General features: G+C 50.6%; 21 protein-coding genes. 16 read left to right on the top strand and 5 right to left on the bottom strand.

Features of this window, described 5'->3' with window-relative positions; genetic code table 11:
- From AC2FNE_RS04180 to AC2FNE_RS04140, 9 genes are all read left to right on the top strand, one after another.
- Positions 1–233 (top strand): transposase (locus tag AC2FNE_RS04180; RefSeq protein ID WP_496804832.1); only part of this gene is annotated, 233 nt, incomplete at its 5' end.
- 77 nt (positions 234–310) lie between these two features.
- Entirely contained in the window at positions 311–1,312 is a 1,002-nt protein-coding gene (locus tag AC2FNE_RS04175; protein ID WP_496804831.1) for an SGNH/GDSL hydrolase family protein, read from the top strand.
- Positions 1,313–1,409: 97 nt separating this feature from the next.
- Positions 1,410–2,438 carry an alcohol dehydrogenase catalytic domain-containing protein gene (locus AC2FNE_RS04170; RefSeq protein WP_496804830.1) on the top strand — a complete coding sequence of 343 codons (1,029 nt, stop codon included), beginning with the start codon at positions 1,410–1,412 and terminating at the stop codon, positions 2,436–2,438.
- A gap of 68 nt (positions 2,439–2,506) precedes the next feature.
- Positions 2,507–3,382: a branched-chain amino acid ABC transporter permease gene (locus AC2FNE_RS04165; protein ID WP_170480508.1), complete on the top strand. Its 876-nt coding sequence runs from the start codon at positions 2,507–2,509 to the stop codon at positions 3,380–3,382.
- 4 nt (positions 3,383–3,386) lie between these two features.
- Complete coding sequence (locus tag AC2FNE_RS04160) at positions 3,387–4,484, top strand: branched-chain amino acid ABC transporter permease (protein WP_170606907.1); 1,098 nt, start codon at positions 3,387–3,389, stop codon at positions 4,482–4,484.
- Positions 4,481–5,245, top strand: a complete 765-nt coding sequence (locus AC2FNE_RS04155) for an ABC transporter ATP-binding protein (RefSeq protein ID WP_170606905.1) — start codon at positions 4,481–4,483, stop codon at positions 5,243–5,245. The genes AC2FNE_RS04160 and AC2FNE_RS04155 overlap by 4 nt, the downstream gene beginning before the upstream one ends.
- Positions 5,242–6,015: an ABC transporter ATP-binding protein gene (locus AC2FNE_RS04150; RefSeq protein WP_496804829.1), complete on the top strand. Its 774-nt coding sequence runs from the start codon at positions 5,242–5,244 to the stop codon at positions 6,013–6,015. The genes AC2FNE_RS04155 and AC2FNE_RS04150 overlap by 4 nt, the downstream gene beginning before the upstream one ends.
- A 5-nt stretch (positions 6,016–6,020) precedes the next feature.
- Positions 6,021–7,907, top strand: coding sequence for an AMP-dependent synthetase/ligase (locus tag AC2FNE_RS04145; RefSeq protein WP_170606901.1), 1,887 nt, complete (start codon positions 6,021–6,023; stop codon positions 7,905–7,907).
- Positions 7,908–7,932: 25 nt separating this feature from the next.
- On the top strand, positions 7,933–9,093 hold the full coding sequence (locus tag AC2FNE_RS04140) for an ABC transporter substrate-binding protein (RefSeq protein WP_496804828.1): 1,161 nt from the start codon (positions 7,933–7,935) through the stop codon (positions 9,091–9,093).
- A 62-nt stretch (positions 9,094–9,155) separates the two neighbouring features.
- Here the strand turns inward: AC2FNE_RS04140 and rpsI are convergent, their stop codons facing one another.
- Together rpsI and rplM are read right to left on the bottom strand one after the other, a co-directional pair.
- A complete protein-coding gene (gene rpsI, locus AC2FNE_RS04135) occupies positions 9,156–9,641 on the bottom strand; it encodes a 30S ribosomal protein S9 (RefSeq protein WP_170480496.1) in 486 nt (161 codons plus the stop codon).
- Positions 9,642–9,647: 6 nt separating this feature from the next.
- Entirely contained in the window at positions 9,648–10,106 is a 459-nt protein-coding gene (rplM, locus tag AC2FNE_RS04130) for a 50S ribosomal protein L13 (RefSeq protein WP_170480494.1), read from the bottom strand.
- Between the two features lie 239 nt (positions 10,107–10,345).
- Here rplM and AC2FNE_RS04125 point away from each other — a divergent pair, with 239 nt between their 5' ends.
- Positions 10,346–10,711, top strand: a complete 366-nt coding sequence (locus AC2FNE_RS04125; protein WP_496804827.1) for a nuclear transport factor 2 family protein — start codon at positions 10,346–10,348, stop codon at positions 10,709–10,711.
- A 4-nt stretch (positions 10,712–10,715) separates the two neighbouring features.
- Here the strand turns inward: AC2FNE_RS04125 and AC2FNE_RS04120 are convergent, their stop codons facing one another.
- Positions 10,716–12,119, bottom strand: a complete 1,404-nt coding sequence (locus AC2FNE_RS04120) for an aminotransferase-like domain-containing protein (RefSeq protein WP_496804826.1) — start codon at positions 12,117–12,119, stop codon at positions 10,716–10,718.
- Between the two features lie 98 nt (positions 12,120–12,217).
- Between AC2FNE_RS04120 and AC2FNE_RS04115 the strand changes: the two genes are divergently transcribed.
- Positions 12,218–12,445, top strand: coding sequence for a DUF1127 domain-containing protein (locus AC2FNE_RS04115; protein ID WP_170606894.1), 228 nt, complete (start codon positions 12,218–12,220; stop codon positions 12,443–12,445).
- A gap of 62 nt (positions 12,446–12,507) precedes the next feature.
- Here the strand turns inward: AC2FNE_RS04115 and AC2FNE_RS04110 are convergent, their stop codons facing one another.
- Positions 12,508–12,951, bottom strand: a complete 444-nt coding sequence (locus AC2FNE_RS04110) for a PaaI family thioesterase (protein WP_170606892.1) — start codon at positions 12,949–12,951, stop codon at positions 12,508–12,510.
- Positions 12,952–12,981: 30 nt separating this feature from the next.
- Between AC2FNE_RS04110 and AC2FNE_RS04105 the strand changes: the two genes are divergently transcribed.
- The 4 genes from AC2FNE_RS04105 (at position 12,982) to gluQRS (ending at position 16,935) form a co-directional block, all read left to right on the top strand.
- The gene (locus tag AC2FNE_RS04105; RefSeq protein ID WP_302477841.1) at positions 12,982–13,794 is read left to right on the top strand and encodes an enoyl-CoA hydratase; all 813 of its coding nucleotides are present in this window, start codon (positions 12,982–12,984) and stop codon (positions 13,792–13,794) included.
- Between the two features lie 249 nt (positions 13,795–14,043).
- Positions 14,044–15,402: a methylenetetrahydrofolate--tRNA-(uracil(54)-C(5))-methyltransferase (FADH(2)-oxidizing) TrmFO gene (gene trmFO / locus AC2FNE_RS04100; protein ID WP_170606888.1), complete on the top strand. Its 1,359-nt coding sequence runs from the start codon at positions 14,044–14,046 to the stop codon at positions 15,400–15,402.
- Positions 15,403–15,421: 19 nt separating this feature from the next.
- Positions 15,422–16,036 carry a class I SAM-dependent DNA methyltransferase gene (locus AC2FNE_RS04095; protein ID WP_170606886.1) on the top strand — a complete coding sequence of 205 codons (615 nt, stop codon included), beginning with the start codon at positions 15,422–15,424 and terminating at the stop codon, positions 16,034–16,036.
- Positions 16,033–16,935 carry a tRNA glutamyl-Q(34) synthetase GluQRS gene (gene gluQRS, locus AC2FNE_RS04090; protein ID WP_496804825.1) on the top strand — a complete coding sequence of 301 codons (903 nt, stop codon included), beginning with the start codon at positions 16,033–16,035 and terminating at the stop codon, positions 16,933–16,935. The genes AC2FNE_RS04095 and gluQRS overlap by 4 nt, the downstream gene beginning before the upstream one ends.
- Positions 16,936–16,970: 35 nt before the next feature.
- Here gluQRS and hisI read toward each other — a convergent pair whose 3' ends face one another.
- On the bottom strand, positions 16,971–17,360 hold the full coding sequence (hisI, locus tag AC2FNE_RS04085) for a phosphoribosyl-AMP cyclohydrolase (RefSeq protein ID WP_170606882.1): 390 nt from the start codon (positions 17,358–17,360) through the stop codon (positions 16,971–16,973).
- 48 nt (positions 17,361–17,408) lie between these two features.
- Between hisI and AC2FNE_RS04080 the strand changes: the two genes are divergently transcribed.
- The gene (locus tag AC2FNE_RS04080; RefSeq protein WP_170480475.1) at positions 17,409–17,861 is read left to right on the top strand and encodes an iron-sulfur cluster assembly scaffold protein; all 453 of its coding nucleotides are present in this window, start codon (positions 17,409–17,411) and stop codon (positions 17,859–17,861) included.
- Positions 17,862–17,869 lie beyond the last annotated feature (8 nt).

Below are 17,869 nucleotides of genomic sequence, written 5' to 3'. Positions count from 1 at the left end.
GGGAACAGGGCGCGATCGACGTGATCCCATCCAAATCAAACCGCAAGCTCCCAAAGGACTTTGACGCTGACCTCTACAAAGAGCGCAACAAGATCGAACGGTTCTTCGGACGCCTCAAAGCCTCATTCCGACGTATCGCAACCCGGTACGAGAAAACGTCACGCAACTTCATGGCCATGATCAAACTGGCCTCGATACGATTGTGGATCGAGTTTTATGAGTCGGCTGCCTAGTAAATTTTTGTGTTCTCATTTTGCTTTTAGAAGTTCTGGGGTTTGCACTTTCGAGGACATCCGAGTCGAAAGGCAGAGTGTTTTCAGATGTAGAAAGGATAAATCAAGACCTAATCGCAAACTGGGGCACTTACGAGCATTGGCTCGAACATCGCTATGATGCAGCGCTTGGATGGAATAACCCTTCAAGCCGCAAAGATGAGGCGTTGGATTGTTCTGGTGAACCAGTGCAAGTTACATACAAAAAGGATAGAAGTCGGCTGACACCTGCGTCAGCAGAAGGCCTCAAGATATTAACTTATGGGGATTCTTTTACGCATGGCGACGAAGTTGGCGACGCATTCTGCTTTCCAAATCTGCTCGCCAGTGAACTGCATGCCGAAGTCATAAATCATGGGGTCTCAGGCTATGGTATACTTCAGGCGGTGCATAAGTTCGAATTGACGGCTGAAGCAGAGCAGGATGCTGACATCGCAGTATTGGCCTTTATTGGCGACAACATTTATCGAATGTTGAACTCTTATTATCCGCTGCGCGGGAACCCGACTTTCCACTTCGGCTTCAAGCCGTATTCCCGCGCTGGTCAATTCGTGGAAAATCCGAATAACCCTACCGTATTTGATCAAGAAGAAATGACCCAAATTGTCGAAGGATTGGCTATTACCGATTATTGGACGCTGCCTCGCGCTAAGTTTCCTTACTCAATTTCGCTAATTGAGTACTTTGGAACTAACAGATTTAGGTGGGCCCTCATCAAAAGGTCGCAAGGGTTTGATGAATTTGCACCGTTTATGAAGGACCTTAATATTGTGCTTGAACGATTTGTAACTACTGCAGAAGAACATCAAATTCAGCCGGTCATAGTATTGATACCGGGTACTGCTGAAGATATTGAAATTTACGAAAATACGATCGAAACTCTAAAAGTAGTATTTCAAAACCGTGCCGACATTATGAAAGTTGTTGTAACACCGCAGGATTGGTCGAAATATATGCCGGATGGTTGTGGTCATCCTTCCACTGCCGGTTATGGCATCATCGCCGGGCAAGTTGCTAATTTTATTTCCTCGAACAACTGAAAATTGAATAAGTTATATTTTATCTGGTTTTTGCCATTAAGGCGCCTTTGTGAACAATACGGATTATATTTCAATAAATTTTGAACAGGATCAACACATGAACACCTTACCCGCAACAATGTATTCCGTTGTACTAAACCACGGCGGATATTCCGGTACGGCGCTAGAACCGACGATAAAAGATGCTTCTGATTGGCTATCCGAAGCTGAATTACCGGTACCCTCGCCCGGGCCTGGGCAGGTTTTAATCCGGTTGCGGGCGGCTTCGGTTAACCCATCGGATATGCACTTTATTAAGGGTGAATACGGCCAACCGCGGATAAAAGGTGCTCCGGCGGGATTCGAGGGTTGCGGCGATGTAGTGGCAACTGGTGCTGGTGCCGAAACGCTCCAGGATCAACGTGTTGCTTTTGTTGCGGCAGGATCAGGGGCTTGGGCAGAGTATGTCGTAACTCAAGGTCAAATGTGCATCCCATTGCGGCCCGACATTTCTGATGAAGATGGAGCATCCCAGATCGTGAACCCTTTAACTGCGATGGCCATGGTCGACTTGGCGCGAAATGACGGCGACGCTTTTGTGATTTCTGCGGCTAACAGCCAGTTGGGAAAATTGATGTGTAGTCTGGGTCGAGATTTAGGATTGAGTCCGATCGCATTGGTGCGCAGGCCAGAAACTGTTCAACCACTGAAAGAACTTGGTGCCGTCGAAGTATTGGTGACTTCGGATCCAAAGATCAAAGATCACTTCGCGTCTATTAGCACCAACATGAAACCACGGGTCTTTTTGGATGCAGTGGCCGATCAATTGTCTGAACAGCTGTTTTGCGCCATGCCGAACGGTGCTCGCTGGGTTATATATGGAAAGCTCAGCAGCGAAATGCCTCAATTGACGCAATCCGGGCAAATGATCTTTATGAGCAAACGAATTGAAGGGTTCTGGCTGACCCGATGGATGATGTCGACGCCCCCTGCAGAGCAAATGCGCGTGGTTGCCGAGGTGCAGGCCCGATTTGCCGATGGTCGTTGGAAAACTGATGTATCCGAGCGGCTTAGATTGAGCGAAGTTGTACCGAACCTTGCAAGTGCGCTGAAAAAGAGTGACGGCAAGGTCATTATCACGCCATAGTAACACCAAGCCCAACACCAGATCGGGGCGCCAACGTCGCCGGGCGCGCAGGCAACGGGAGGGAAAGCTTGGATAACGCACAGCTGCTTATCAGCGGGCTGGCGAATGGCTGCGTGTACGGCCTGATCGCTCTCGGTTTTGTGTTGATTTACAAAGCAACAGAAGCCGTGAACTTTGCGCAGGGCGACTTTATGATGCTGGGCGCTTTTGTAACCATCGGACTGACGAATACAGAGTACATGGGGCTGCCCTTCTGGATGGCTTTGCCGATTTCGTTAAGCATCATGGCAGCTGTCGGGTATCTTGTGGATCGTCTGATCATCCGAAGACTGTTTGGCGAAAGCCAGTCGGCGGTTGTAATTCTTACCATCGCCATGGGATTTGTAATACGTTTTGTTGCCGGATTGATCTGGGGGCATGAGCCGCAAACTTTGCAAAACCCGCTGGCGGGAAAGGATATCCGTTTTGGAGGGCTAGTTCTTGGCTTGGAAGACGTTGCCGTCATTGTCGTCACTTTATTGCTGACTATTGGGCTTTACTTGTTTTTTAGCCGAACCAAGCTGGGCCTCGCGATGCAAGCGGCATCACAAAACCAACTGGCTGCTTATTACATGGGTATCCCCGTCAAACAGGTTCAGGGTGTAATCTGGGCCTTGGCCGGTGTTGTCGCGTGTATTGCAGGCATTCTTTTTGCAGCCAAGGGATCGGTTGATCCAACCACGGGCTTGCTGGGAATAAAAGCATTTGCTGCTGCAGTGATTGGAGGGTTTGGTAGTTTGCCCGGTGCTTTAGCTGGCGGTCTTATTGTTGGCGTGATCGAGCCATTTGCCAGTCGGTATATTGCGGCTGGCTATAGCCAGGTTGCGCCCTATGCGTTGTTGTTGGCTGTTTTGATTTTTCGTCCCAACGGTTTGTTCAGCCAAGTACGGGCTAAAAAGGTCTAGCTACATGAGATTTGTGTTCAAAACAAATTACATTCAGGACATTCGCCCTTGGAAAGATGGATATCAACTAAGCCTCTATCTTTTTCTTCTGGCTTTGGTTTTTTCTGCCCCATGGTTGCTGGATGATTTCTTTCTGGGCGAGTTGACCAATGTTCTGATTTGGGCAATTGCCGGCCTGGGTTTGATGATTTTGACTGGCCATACAGGTCAGGTGAGCCTTGGGCACGCGGCTTTTCTGGCATTCGGTTGTTATGCAAACGTGGCTCTGATCGAAGCTGGCGTTCCTTTTCTGCTGGCTTTTCCTTTATCTGGTATTTTGACGGGAGTAGCTGGTGTTACCGTCGCAATCCCTGCTCTGCGGCTGCATGGTATTTATCTGGCGATTTTCACGTTGGCTCTCTCAATATTGATGGACGACATCATTGTGCTGGCTGAGCCGATCACCGGCGGCGTCACCGGTAAATTTGTCGGAGGCGTCGAGATATTCGGCAAACTGGTGGATCGATGGGCTACGCCAGTTGAGTTCTTCTGGCTGGTACTCGGTGTTACGTTATTGGTTACAATAGGGTATATCAATTTGTTAAGGGCGCCGTTAGGCCGCAGTTTTATCGCCGTTCGAGATTCAGAAGTTTCCGCTCAGGCAATGGGCGTGGACATTGCGCGGACCAAGATGATTTCGTTCGCTTTGTCCTGTTCTGTAACGGGTTGGGCCGGAGCATTGATGGGTCTCTATGCCGGAGCTTTCAACAACGAAACGTTCAGCGTTCTGATTTCGATCCAACTGCTGATGATGATTGTGATTGGAGGATTAGGTTCAATCCATGGAGCGTTTCTTGGTGCCATTGTGGTTGGCTTCTTGCCGCAATTCCTTTCCATCTCAAAGGAATATGTCGGCGCGATATTTGGCGGAAATGCCGTAGCCATTCCCGGGCTTGAATTTGGAATCTTTGGCATGATCTTGATCGCCTTCATCCTTTTCGAACCCTTGGGCATGTACGGTCGTTGGTTGAAAATTCGAACTTGGTTCGAGTTATTTCCATTTTACAGAAAGGAAATGTTCAAACGCCAGAAGTCGTACCTCAAGACGGAGCGCCTAAGGTGAGTTTGCTAGAATTTGAAAGTGTCACCCTGAACTTCGGGGGTCTCACGGCCGTCGACAATTTGTCTTTCGAAGTCGAAGAAGGAGAAGTTTTCGCCATTGTGGGGCCTAATGGCGCGGGTAAATCCACAGTCTTTAACCTTATATCGCGGTTCTATGATCCATTCGCTGGGTCAATCCGGTTTGATGGGCATGATTTGTTGCGGGTGAAACCGTCTGGTGTCGCATCGTACGGAGTGGCAAGGACTTTCCAGAATATCGAACTTTTTGAGCACGCGACCGTGTTACAGAATCTATTGGTCGGGCGCCATCGGCACCGCCGAACGAACTTGGTTTCAGAAATCCTTTTCCTACCTTCCGTAAGGCAGCAAGAGATTAAGAACCGTGAAAAAGTCGAAGAAATAATTGACTTTCTCGACCTCCAAGCGTTTCGCGACAAAATGATTTCGGGATTACCTTATGGCGTGAGGAAGGTTGTAGAGGTTGCCCGAGCCTTGGCAACAGACCCCAAACTTCTGCTGTTGGATGAGCCTGCCTCGGGTTTGTCGGTCGAAGAAACTACGGACATGCGCTGGTGGATCGATGATATCCGCAAGCAGATGGGTATCACTGTGTTGATGGTAGAGCACGACATGGGGCTCGTTTCAGGTGTTTCGGACCGAGTTTTAGCGATGGCTGACGGCGCAAAATTGGCGCTTGGTCCGCCAGAACATGTGCAATCCCATCCGGCTGTGATTGAAGCGTATCTTGGGAAAGCCTCATGAACGACCCAATCCTTATGATCCGAAACATTGAAAGTTTTTATGGCCCAATCCAAGCGATCCGAGGCGTTTCCATTGATATTCTGGAAGGTCAGATTGTCTCGATCCTTGGTGCCAACGGCGCTGGAAAAACTACTTTAATGAAAACCGTTTCGGGGGTTATGGACCCAGAAAAGGGCCGTATCAATCTGAACGGAAAGGATATTCAGGGATTGGAACCACACGAAGTGGTGCAAAGGGGCATCGTCCACGTTCCCGAAGGACGCGAGGTTTTTCCCTTGATGACAGTGGATGAAAACCTCACTCTAGGTGCATATACAATATCCGATAAGTCCCTAATCGAAAGGGATCGGGAACTGGTTTTTCACTACTTTCCGGTTCTAAAAGCGCGCAGGCAGCAAGAGGCAGGTACACTGTCAGGTGGCCAACAACAAATGTTGGCAATCGGTCGCGGTTTGATGGCTAGCCCTAAAATCATGTTGTTGGACGAACCTTCACTGGGATTGTCGCCAATACTCGTGCAGGAGATTTTCGGCATTTTGCGGAGACTAAACGACGAGCAAAAAATGACCATGGTGCTTGTCGAGCAGAATGCCAACGCGGCGTTGGAATTGGCCCATCATGGGTACGTGATGGAACTTGGGCGGATCGTCATGGATGGTTCAGCAGAGGATTTGATGAAATCCGAAGACATCCAGAATTTTTATCTGGGCGTTCAAGAAGAAGGTGCTCGCGAAAATCGCCGTTGGAAGCGGAAAAAGACCTGGAGATGAACCAGATGAATGCCAGCACCCTGCCCGCTCAGAAAATTATCAATGGGGTCAGTTTCAACGCAACACCCGGTCAACGCCCGTTGCGCGTTGATGGATGCGTAACGGTTGGCGAGCTGTTTCACAAACGCTGCACTGAGCTAAGTGACCGAACAGCCCATCGGGAAAAAGATCTGGGTATTTGGAAGTCCTATTCGTGGTCTGACTACTGGAAACATGCAAAGTGGATCGGCCTCGCCTTGCGAGAATTAGGATTGAAGCGCGGCGAAGTCGTTTCAATTTTGTCTGAGGACCGCAAGGAATGGGCGTGGTTCGATATGGGCATACAGTGCGTTGGCGGCATTGCCTCGGGTGTTTACACAACGGACTCTGCCAGTCAGCTTCAATATTTGATCGCCGACAGCGACAGCCGGTTTTTGATCGTTGAAAACGAGGAACAGCTGGACAAGTTCTTTGAGATCGAAAACGAAGTCCCTGGCCTGTTGAAGGTGATAATCCTAGAAGACGAAGGCTTGCACGATCTGGATAATCCAAAGTGCCTAATGATTCAGGACCTGTACGCAATTGGTAATCAGGTCGAAGTTCATGAGAACGGATGGTTCGAGTCTGAGATCCAAAAAACGACGCCGCAAGACACGGCGATCCTTGTTTATACTTCCGGCACCACGGGCCAACCTAAGGGCGCGATGTTGAGTAACGAAAACATCTTGGCTGCAATCGAGGCGGGTGCGCACTCACTGCCTACGCTGGCTTCGGATGAGCAGCTTTGTTTTCTGCCCCTGTGTCATATTCTTGAACGTGACGTTTCGATCTATTTTCCGTTAGCGGCGCGATCCACAGTAAATTTTGCGGAAAGTCCAGAAACCGTTTTTGCCAACCTCCAAGAGGTTTCTCCGGCGACCTTTACGGCTGTTCCGCGGGTTTGGGAAAAGATTTATTCTCAGGTTCAAATAATGAAGCAAGAGGCCTCGGTAACTGGGCGTATAGCCTTTGAAATGGCCTTGAAGGTAGGGATGGACCGGGCGGAATACAGCATGAAAAACAATCCGGTACCGATCTACGTTGCAGTGCGATTTTGGATCTGGGATCAGCTTGTTCTGCGAAACTTGCGACGAATGTTAGGAATGGACAGATTACGTCGCGGTGGCTCGGGCGCGGCGCCGATTTCCCCCGAATTGCTGAAATGGTACTGGGCCATCGGTGTCCCTTTGATTGAAGGTTTCGGAATGACGGAAACGTCCGGGATCGCGACGCTAAACACACTTGAAGCCAACAAACCGGGCACCATCGGTAAAGCCGTTGCTGGTAGCGATATTCGGATTGCCGAAGATGGCGAAATTCAAATCAAGGGCCTGAATGTTTTCCAGGGTTATTGGAGAAACAATGCAAAGACGGCCGAGACATTCACAGCGGATGGATGGTTGCGCACAGGTGACTTGGGGAAGATGGACAATGACGGCTTTGTCACGATAACCGGGCGATCTAAGGATATTATCATCACGGCTGGCGGCAAAAACATCACTCCTGCCGAGATCGAAAGTCGATTGAAATTCAGTCTCTACATTTCGGATGCTGTCATCATTGGCGATGGTCGCAAATTTCTGACCGCACTGATCATGATTGATCAGGAACATGTCGAAAAATTTGCGCAGGATCATAAGGTTCCATTTTCCAACTTTGCCTCTTTGTGCGCTGCGCAAGAGATAAAAAAACTGATTGGAGCAGAAGTCGCTGCGACGAACGAAAAATTTGCCCGCGTCGAACAAATAAAAGACTTTCGGCTGATTGATGTCTTGTTAACCGCCGAAGATGACGAACTGACGGCCACCATGAAACTAAAGCGGGGACTGGTGGAGAAGAAACACTCACATCTCATTGATGACATGTACAATTAGATAGAGGTTCAAAGGGAGGAGAGACATGAGAAACTTGACGAAAGGTTTGGCGACAGCCGCCACTTTGGCAGTTTCCACTACATCAATCTGGGCGGAAACTCAGGGTGTAACGGATGACGAGATTGTCATCGGCTCTGTAAGCGACCTTAGCGGGATTTTTGCTGCGGTGGGTGTGCCAGCAACCAAAGGCGCGAACGTGGTTTTTGATCGCGTCAACGCCGAAGGTGGCGTTCATGGTCGAAAAATCCGTTACTTGGTCGAAGATAACGGGTACCAAATGCCTCGGGCGATGCAAGGTTACAACAAGCTGTTGAACCGAGATAAGGTTTTCGCAATGCTCCAATCTTTGGGTACACCAATGAATGTTGCAGGCTTTAAGCTATTGGACCCAAAGGGTATTCCAAATGTAGCGCCCCTTACCGCGGCCCGGCAAATGTTGCAGGAGCCAATGGACAACAAGTTCACTTCTTTCTCTACCTATTTTGACCAAAGCCGGATCGGCGTGAAATACTTGGCCAACGAGTTCGGGTCTCAAACCGTTTGCACGATGTACCTGCCCACAGATTTCGGTCAGGAAATTCTCGAAGGTAGTAAGGCGGGAGCGGAAGAAGCCGGGATCAAGTTTGGAACTGAAACGACCCATAAACCTGACGAAACGGATTTTGTCGGCTCGCTGAGCAAGTTAAAGGACGAAGGTTGCGATATCGTGACTATCGCCCTTGGCGTCCGCCAAGCGATCACCGTGGCTGGAACGGCAAAGAAAATGGGACTTAACGATATGAAGTTCCTTGGCACTTCAGCAAGCTTTCTGACTGTCGTCGCTCAGGTTCCTGGTGGTGTCACTGATGGTTTCTATGCAGCTGCATCGTGGCTGGATCTTTGGGCGCGAGCCGATGAGCCCGCCCCTGCGGCTTTTATCGCCGAGTATAAAGCAGCTACCGGGGAAGATCCGGTTGGCTTTTCGATGCTGGGTTATTCCGCTGCTGAAATGATGGTCATGGCGTTAGAGGCAGCCGGTCCAGATTTGACCCATGATAGCTTTATTTCTGCCATGGAAGCGCTTGATTACAATGATGAACTAGTCGGGAATCATATATCTTACGGGCCGGATGATCACCAAGGTGCCGATACTGTGTTTGTCAACGTGGTCGAAGGTGGGGCGTGGAATCTGGTTTACGAAGAATAGTCAAACAAAAGAAAAGGGCTCGCGCAGCGAGCCCTTTAAACTTTTTTGTAGTCCGTAGCGAATTAGCGCTTGGAAAACTGGAACGAACGACGCGCCTTGCGCTTACCATATTTCTTACGCTCAACAACGCGACTGTCGCGTGTAAGGAACCCAGCGGCCTTCAGAGCGCCGCGCAGGTTCGGATCATAGAGCTGCAGGGCTTTTGAGATGCCGTGCTTAACAGCGCCAGCCTGGCCTGTCAGCCCGCCGCCTTTGACGGTTGCGACAACATCGAATTCACCTTCAACGCCGGCAACCTGAAATGGCTGGCGCAGGATGAGTTGCAGAACCGGACGAGCGAAGTACTTGTCCTGATCTTTACCATTTACAGTGACTTTGCCGGAACCCGGCTTGATCCAAACGCGTGCAACAGCGTCTTTGCGCTTGCCCGTTGCGTATGAGCGGCCCAGTTCGTCACGCACTGGTTCGCGTGCGACAGTTTCTTCAGCCACGGTTTCGACGCCTGCAACGGCGCTCAGCTCTTCTAGAGTATTGATCTGATCAGCCATCGGTCATTAGCTCCGGGTGTTTTTCTTGTTCATGGACTTAACGTCCAGAACTTCGGGCGATTGCGCCTCATGAGGATGCTCGGCACCAGCATAGACACGCAAGTTCGTCATCTGCTGGCGTGCCAGGCGGTTACCGGGCAGCATGCGCTTTACTGCCTGAGTTACAACGCGTTCGGGGTGCGCACCTTCAAGAATTTCCTGTTTGGTGCGCGATTTGATGCCGCCCGGATGGCCAGTGTGCCAATAGAAGTTTTCGTCGCGCTTCTTTCCGGTCATCTGAATTTTATCAGCGTTGATAACGATGACGTTGTCGCCCATATCCATATTCGGTGTGAACGAAGCTTTGTGCTTGCCACGCAGACGCATGGCGACAATCGAGGCAAGGCGACCCAGAACGACGCCTTCTGCGTCTATCAGGATCCATTTCTTGTCGATGTCTGCAGGAGTTGCAGAAAAGGTTTTCATGTCAGGACAATCCTGTTTGATGTGAAAGACCGGCCTGATCGCAGACCGGTCCAAATTCGATGAAGGGTATTTAGATCGAGTGGAATTTCACGTCAAGCGCCGTTGGTGTTATTTTATTGTTAAATATCAAATGGATAAAAAATAGGTATTATTATACCCCAAGTTTTGGGATGTTGTTGCATTCACGCGAGGGCTGCTAATCTTCTTATAAATTCATCCAATGGATTTAGGAGCTTTCGATGCAAGAAATAAATAATACGATCACGGTTTACGGCGCAGCCTGGCAGGAAACCGATCCCGAAAGACGTTCCCAATTGTTGGACCATTGTTTTGCCGAGAATGGACGATATGTGGACCCCACGGCTGATGTCGGAGGCAGGCAGCAACTCTGTGAGCACATCGGCAATGTCCTTAAGGATACGAAAGGGCGTGTTGAAATTATCAGTGCTCCCACTGTTCATCACGATGTCGTCCATTTCACGTGGCGCATGATCGCGCCCGACGGTAGCGTCATGGTTTCAGGACATGATTTTGTTCAATTGAATAAGCAAGGGCAAATAGCGCATCTTGCTGGTTTTTTTGGCGATCCGGATCCCTTGGCGTGAGATGTCAAACGCTGATTTGTTCCGGTGGATTGTCCAGCAAAGTCCGCAAACGCACCATCGCATTTTCGAACCGATTTAACGACACATGGCCATTGACGGCGATGCGTACTGCATTCGGGGCACGGCCATCTCGGAGCGCGAATTCATCGGCCGAACGCAACTGAATACCCTCTCTTTCTGCCGCTCTGCTAAATGCAGCAGAACGCCATCCCGCTGGCAGGTTGAGCCACAGGAAAGGAACGTCTGGCGCCCAATTTAGATCAAAACCACCCAGAACATTAACGGCAACCCGCACATACTCACCCATCCTCTTGCGCACATCACTGGCTACTTCGCGCGTGCGTGGGTCTGATAAAAGCAGGCGAATCAACTCGGCAAGAGGTTGGGCTAATCCGAAATAACCGTATTCGGCCGACCGCCTCAGATCTGCACTGCGCTCTCTTGGGGCGATGGCGAAACCGATACGCAAGGCAGGTGTCAGTATTTTTGAAATCGACGAAACGTGCCATCCGCGCTCGGGCGCCAATGCGCGAAAACTAGGTTCACGTGCTTCACCCATGCGGTAGCAATCGTCTTCCACAATCTGAACGTTATGACGGCGTGCCACTTCGACAATTTCTTTACGGCGTTCCAGTGGAGTGTGCAGGCCGGTAGGATTTTGCACCTCTGGAGAAACGCAGACCGCCTGCGCGGGGGTCTGTCGGAGCACATGATCCATGGCATCGGGATCGACGCCCCATTTGTCCATTCTGATGCCGATGACTTCGGCGCGCATCAATTCTCCTGCCCGACGGAACCCGGCGTAGGACAGGTCCTCAACCAGCACGACTGGTTTTGCCCCTTGTAGGATGGTCTGAAATACTAAGCACAGACCATTCTGTCCTCCATGTGTCAAAACAATATCGTCGTGGGTCAATGCCCCAAGAGGCAAATCAGACAACCACTCGGCTACCACCTGCCGCATCGGTTTATACGCGTCGCGGGTCGGGTAGTTCAAAAACAACCAGGGATCGGCCTTTGCCACTTTTTGCAGGCATTCCCGGATCAAGGCCACCTGCCCCACATCTGCCAGACGCGGGCTGAACAGGCTCACATGATTTTCGTTTTTTTCTTCCAGTAAATGCAGTTGTCGAGACCAAACATCATCCAAAATCGGAGATTTCGGCGGAGCAACGAATGTACCGCGCCCAACCTCGGCCAGAAGCAGCCCCTCGTCCGTCAATATTGTATAAGCTCTCGCTACGGTTCCCGGTGTTATTCGTAAGCGATACGCAAGTTCGCGGACCGGAGGAAGTTTAGCGCCAACCTCCAGTGTTTTGTTTTCGATTGCTTTTCTAATTGTATCGGCAACCAGCGTATATTTTGCACCCTTTGCCCTAGGCAACGACTCCGGCCAAATTGTATCCATTACAATTCTTTCTTTGATTTCGACACAATTTTGAATGTACCCACAATTGTACCGAATGTCTTATATTTGTGTCAATACAATTTGAAAGGATACTCAAGATGACACGCTCAATGCACATACCTGCCCTTGCACTGCTGAATGACAGCCCTCGGCTGCCTCTTATCGCAGCCCTGGCCGTGCAATTTGCAGCGACTGTCACAAAATGGGAGCAGCGCCGCCGTAGTCGCGTGAACCTTGGCAAACTAGACGATCGTTTACTGCGCGACGTCGGATTGACGCGATTTCAAGCCCATGACGAAATCGGCCTTTACTTCTGGATGAAATGAATTGTCCCCAGTCCCATTTCATTGGGACCTCTTCCTTGGCCGGGGTTTGTCCCCGGCCTTTTTTATCCAAATGACGCTGCAGCTGAACCTGCCGGTGGAGTGGAATAGGTTAAACTTGCACGTGCAACAACGTCATCTGAACCTTCTGAAAACATAAGCACGTCTCCGACAGCCAGACTGCGGCCAAGTTTTAGAAGCCGGCATTTCGCAATTAAGTCCACCCCGCCGATCGGTTTGCGCAAAAAGTCCATTGAACTGTTGGTGGTTACGGCAAGAGATTGGCGTCCTTTTCGAGCAAGCACCATAGCATAAACACTTACGTCAGCCAGACCAAACATCGACGGTCCCGACACCGTTCCGCCTGGTCTTAGATGTCGTTCAGTCACGACAAGGCGCATGGTGATACCCGATTCTGTTAGTTCCTCGATTACAAAATCTTGATGAACCTGTGGAAAAACCTGCACCAGGTATTCAGCCAATTCTTTTTTGTTCAGAGCCAATGACATACTTTCACTCCTTGCCGTACCGCCCTAGAGTTGGCCAACAGCCAGCAGGAGGGCAAGATGGCAATTCTGGAACGTAACGACATTGGCGCGGTGGCGCGCTTGACTATGAATGCTCCAGAGCGCCTGAACGCCTTGAGTGATGAAATGTTGGCGGCCCTTCAAGCCCAACTCGATTCGCTCCGAGATGATCGATCTATTCGTGCTGTGATCCTAAGTGGTGCAGGCAAGGCCTTCTGTGCTGGCCATGATTTGAAACAGATGACGCAAGGTCGGCAAGCGGAAGACGGGGGGCTTGCATACTTTCAAGATTTGTTTGACCGCTGCGCTAAGATGATGATGTCAATCCAAAGTCTTCCGCAACCAGTTATCGCGCAAATCCATGGTATTGCCACTGCGGCCGGGTGCCAGTTGGTCGCAACATGCGATTTAGCCATAGCAGCCGACAGTACGCGTTTCGGTGTTAATGGAGTAAATATCGGCCTGTTTTGTTCTACGCCCATGGTTGCGCTCAGTAGAAACGTTCCGCGAAAACTTGCTTTTGAGATGCTGACCACCGGTGATTTCATTACGGCAAGTCGAGCCGCTGAAATAGGCCTGATCAATCGGGTTGTATCTGAGTCAAGCCTGGATCAAGAAGCAAACGCGTTGGCGGAACGCCTTGCTGAAAAGTTAGGATCAGCAGTAAAGGTGGGAAAAGAAGCATTTTACCAGCAAATTCAAATGCCTACAGATCTGGCTTACACTTACGCTGCCGAGGTGATGGCGCAGAATATGCTTCATAGAGATACCGAGGAAGGAATAAACGCCTTTATCGAAAAAAGACCTCCTAATTGGAAGCAATAAGACCATTATTTTAAACGATTTTCGCGGCTCGTGGTGTTTTTTTGCTTTTCAAATGGGCGACAGTGTGGCAAAGGTGGAACAAGGCTAAGGCCTTAAGGACACTTTTGGGTCGCCGTCGGCGGAAGGTCCCTCCAAGCCGGTTTCTCTCACCGGCGTAGACATTCCCGCAGCGGCGACCCCAAGATTACCCAAAAATTTACCTGTAAACGTGCGTTGCACGCAGTGTGTCTGTGCCCTATGTGGCTGCACATGACACAGAAATTACACATTGTAGGCGGCGGCATGGCTGGGTCCGAGGCCGCCTGGCAAGCGGCGGAAATGGGCGTTGACGTTGTTGTTCATGAAATGCGACCCAAAGTTGGCACTTTTGCGCACCAAACCGGGAACCTTGCGGAAATGGTGTGTTCGAATTCCTTTCGATCGGACGATGATGAGCAGAATGCAGTTGGTTTGCTACATTGGGAAATGCGCGCTGCTGATGGATTAATTATGACCACTGCCGACGCGCACCGCTTACCCGCCGGAGGAGCGCTGGCTGTAGATCGTGACCCATTTGCAGTAGAGGTGACCGCCAAACTTCTAGCCCATCCCCGGGTTACATTAAATTCAGAGGAAATATCCTGCTTACCGGAAGATGGGCATTGGATATTTTCTACTGGCCCACTGACGTCGACTTCGCTGGGTTCGGCAATCAAATCCGAAACCGGATCTGACGCATTAGCGTTTTTCGATGCAATCGCGCCCATAGTCTACACAGACAGCATCGACATGAGCCAAGCCTGGATGCAATCGCGCTATGACAAAGGTGAAACCGAAGAGGAGCGCGCAGCGTACCTGAATTGTCCCATGGACCGAGATCAATATGAGGCTTTCATTGACGCGCTGCTGGCTGCCGAAAAGACAGAATTCCACGAAGGTGAAACTGCCGGGTACTTTGATGGTTGCCTGCCGATCGAAGTGATGGCCGAACGAGGCCGAGAAACATTGCGACATGGGCCGATGAAACCTGTTGGCCTGACTAACCCGCACCATCCGGATATTAAACCCTACGCCGTCGTGCAATTGCGCAGGGATAATGCGCTTGGAACACTTTTCAATATCGTAGGATTTCAAACTAAGATGAAATACGGCGCACAGGCAGATGTTTTCCGAATGATTCCCGGGCTGGAGAATGCCAGTTTCGCGCGATTGGGTGGTATCCATAGAAACACATTTATCAATTCACCCACGCTGCTGGATGAGCAAATGCGGTTGAAATCCCGTCCGAACATCAGATTTGCCGGTCAAATCACAGGGGTCGAGGGTTATGTCGAAAGCGCCGCAATGGGGCTTCTGGCCGGACGGTTTGCTGCGGCCGAGATTTTGGGGCGTCAAATTCCCGCCGTTCCGCAGGACAGTGCGATGGGCGCCCTTATACATCACATCACCGGAGGAGCCGAAGCGAAGACCTTTCAGCCAATGAACGTAAATTTTGGTTTATTTCGACCTGTCGACGGCCTCAAAGGTGGACGCCGTGGACGCAAGGACCGCTACAAGGCCTACACGGATCGCGCAAAAGCGGCTTGGACCGATTGGTTGTCGCATTGGCGGCTGGACGCGACGCATTAACGCCGCCTAAAATGAGGCCATGAGCAACAAAAACTTCAAAGACGTTTACGATCTGAATTCTCCTCAGGATACCCAAGAGCATTATCGCAAATGGGCCTCGTCTTACGATGACGATGTTGGCGAAAATGGGTACGTTACACCAACACGTGTTGCCGAAGCGTTATGGTCCAAAATGCCAGATGCTGACGTTCCTATACTGGACTACGGCTGTGGAACCGGCCTGTCTGGACTGGCGCTAAGCAAGGTCGGGTACAATGTGATTGATGGAATGGATCCGACACCTGAAATGCTGAAAGGCGCTGAAGATAAAGGTGTATATCGCCATGTTGAGGATTTCGATATTACCGATCCCAATCCATTGAAGCAGGGAGCCTATTCTGCAATTACTGCGATCGGAGTAATTGGCACCGGCGCAGCGCCTCCGGGAACTTTTGATCTATTGATGAACGCGTTGCCCAAGGGCGGTTTTCTGGCCTTTTCGTTCAATAATCTGACTTTGGCAGATCCCAGTTACACTACCAGGCTCAGTGATTGGCTTGATATGGGTCATGCCCGTCTGCTGTTTCGTGAAAACGGGCCGCACCTGCAGGGTATGGACATGAAGTCTGACGTGTATGTATTAGAAAAGACGTGACATTCAGAACACGATTTGCGCCTTCGCCTACGGGCCCTTTGCACCTTGGCCATGCGTATTCGGCATTGTTGGCCTATGATACGGCGCTGTCCAAAAGGGGCGAATTCCTGCTGCGGATAGAGGATATTGACCAATCTCGGGCCCGGCCGCATTGGGAGCAGCAGATTTACAACGATTTGCATTGGTTAGGTCTGCGATGGCCAACTCCTGTGATGCGGCAATCCGAACGTTTGGACCTTTATCAGGGCGCTTTGGATAGATTGTGGGCTAAAGGCCTTCTGTACCCATGCACTTGCAATCGCAAGGACATTTCTGCCGCTGTCAACGCTCCTCAGGAAGGCGCGCCTCTAATTGGCCCCGATGGTATAATCTATCCTGGAACCTGTCGTTCAAAGGGGGCAGCTAATTTTTCCCCGGATCAAAGACGACCAACTGACACAGTGCTTAGGTTGGATATCGCTAAAGCAGTTCGCGAGGCGCGTAAGCTTTTGCTCAGTATTCAAGGTGGCGAAATAGCCAGATTTGAAGAACGTGGGCAAGGTCCCAGAGGCGAAACCGGGATTATTGAGTTCTCTGCCCAGGAAATGGAAAATACCATAGGTGACGTCGTGCTGTCTCGACGAGATATGGGTACTTCGTACCACCTTTCCGTCGTGGTGGACGACGGTGAGCAAGGAATAACACATGTTGTACGTGGGCAAGACCTGTTTGAAGCCACCCGGATACACGTCTTGCTGCAAGTATTGCTGGACTTACCCACCCCGATTTACATTCACCACAAGCTGATTCGGGACGAAAACGGCAAGCGTCTTGCAAAGCGCGATGACGCGCGTGCCATAGAGAAATATCGAAACGACGGCGCGACACCCGCAGGCATCAGAAAGCTGGTTGGCCTTTGATTTTCTTTGCCAGAGGAAAGTGCCCAGCCCGCAATTTAAGTCATAGGGGCCATCAACTCAACTTCTTTGCCGTCCCTCACGGCAGTATAAAAACAGGTTCTACGATTGGTATGACAAGCAGCTCCTGTTTGACGCACCACAACTAAAAGACAGTCCCGGTCGCAATCGATGCGGAAGTCGACAAGTTCTTGCACGTGACCAGAGCTTTCGCCTTTTATCCAAAACGCTTTTCTTGATCTTGACCAGTAGGTTACACGCCGTGTCTCAATTGTTCGTTGTATGGCCTGTTCGTTCATCCAAGCCATCATCAAAACTTCGCCTGTGCTTTCGTCCTGCGCGATGGCGGGTACAAGGCCCGCCTCGTTGTATTTGATCGACGTTGGATCAAATTTGGCAGTTTGCGACATGGTAAAAACCTTTTGCATCCATTCGTTTGGCTACTATGTATGGGGAACAGTCAACGAGGGAAACCCATGTCTGGCGAAACCGATCTGATCAAGCTTTATTCCGGGCGCATCCTTGCGTTAGCAGCAGATATCCCCCTGTTGGACCGTCTCGACAACCCAGATGCGACGGTCAAGAAACGTGCGCCATTGTGCGGTTCAACCGTTACAGTGGACGTCAAAATGCGCGATGGACGGATAGCCGAGTTTGGACAAGACGTAAAAGCGTGTGCGCTTGGTCAAGCCTCCGCGTCTGTTGTTGGTAGCTCGATCATCGGTTCAACCCGAAAGCAGGTGGAAACCGCACGTGATCAACTGGCTACCATGCTGAAGAAGAACGGTCCTGCCCCGGATGCCCCATTTGATGGGCTGCAGGTTCTAATGCCGGCCCGGGAATACAAAAACAGGCACGCGTCTATCTTATTGACGCTGGAGGCGACAGCCGAAGCCATGGAGCAGGCGGAACAAGCCAACTGCGCCTGATCGTGGCG

It is taken from the genome of Ruegeria sp. YKSD179 (assembly GCF_059612885.1).
Note: the sequence above shows the minus strand (reverse complement) of the source record. Positions and strands in the feature narration are given on the sequence as shown.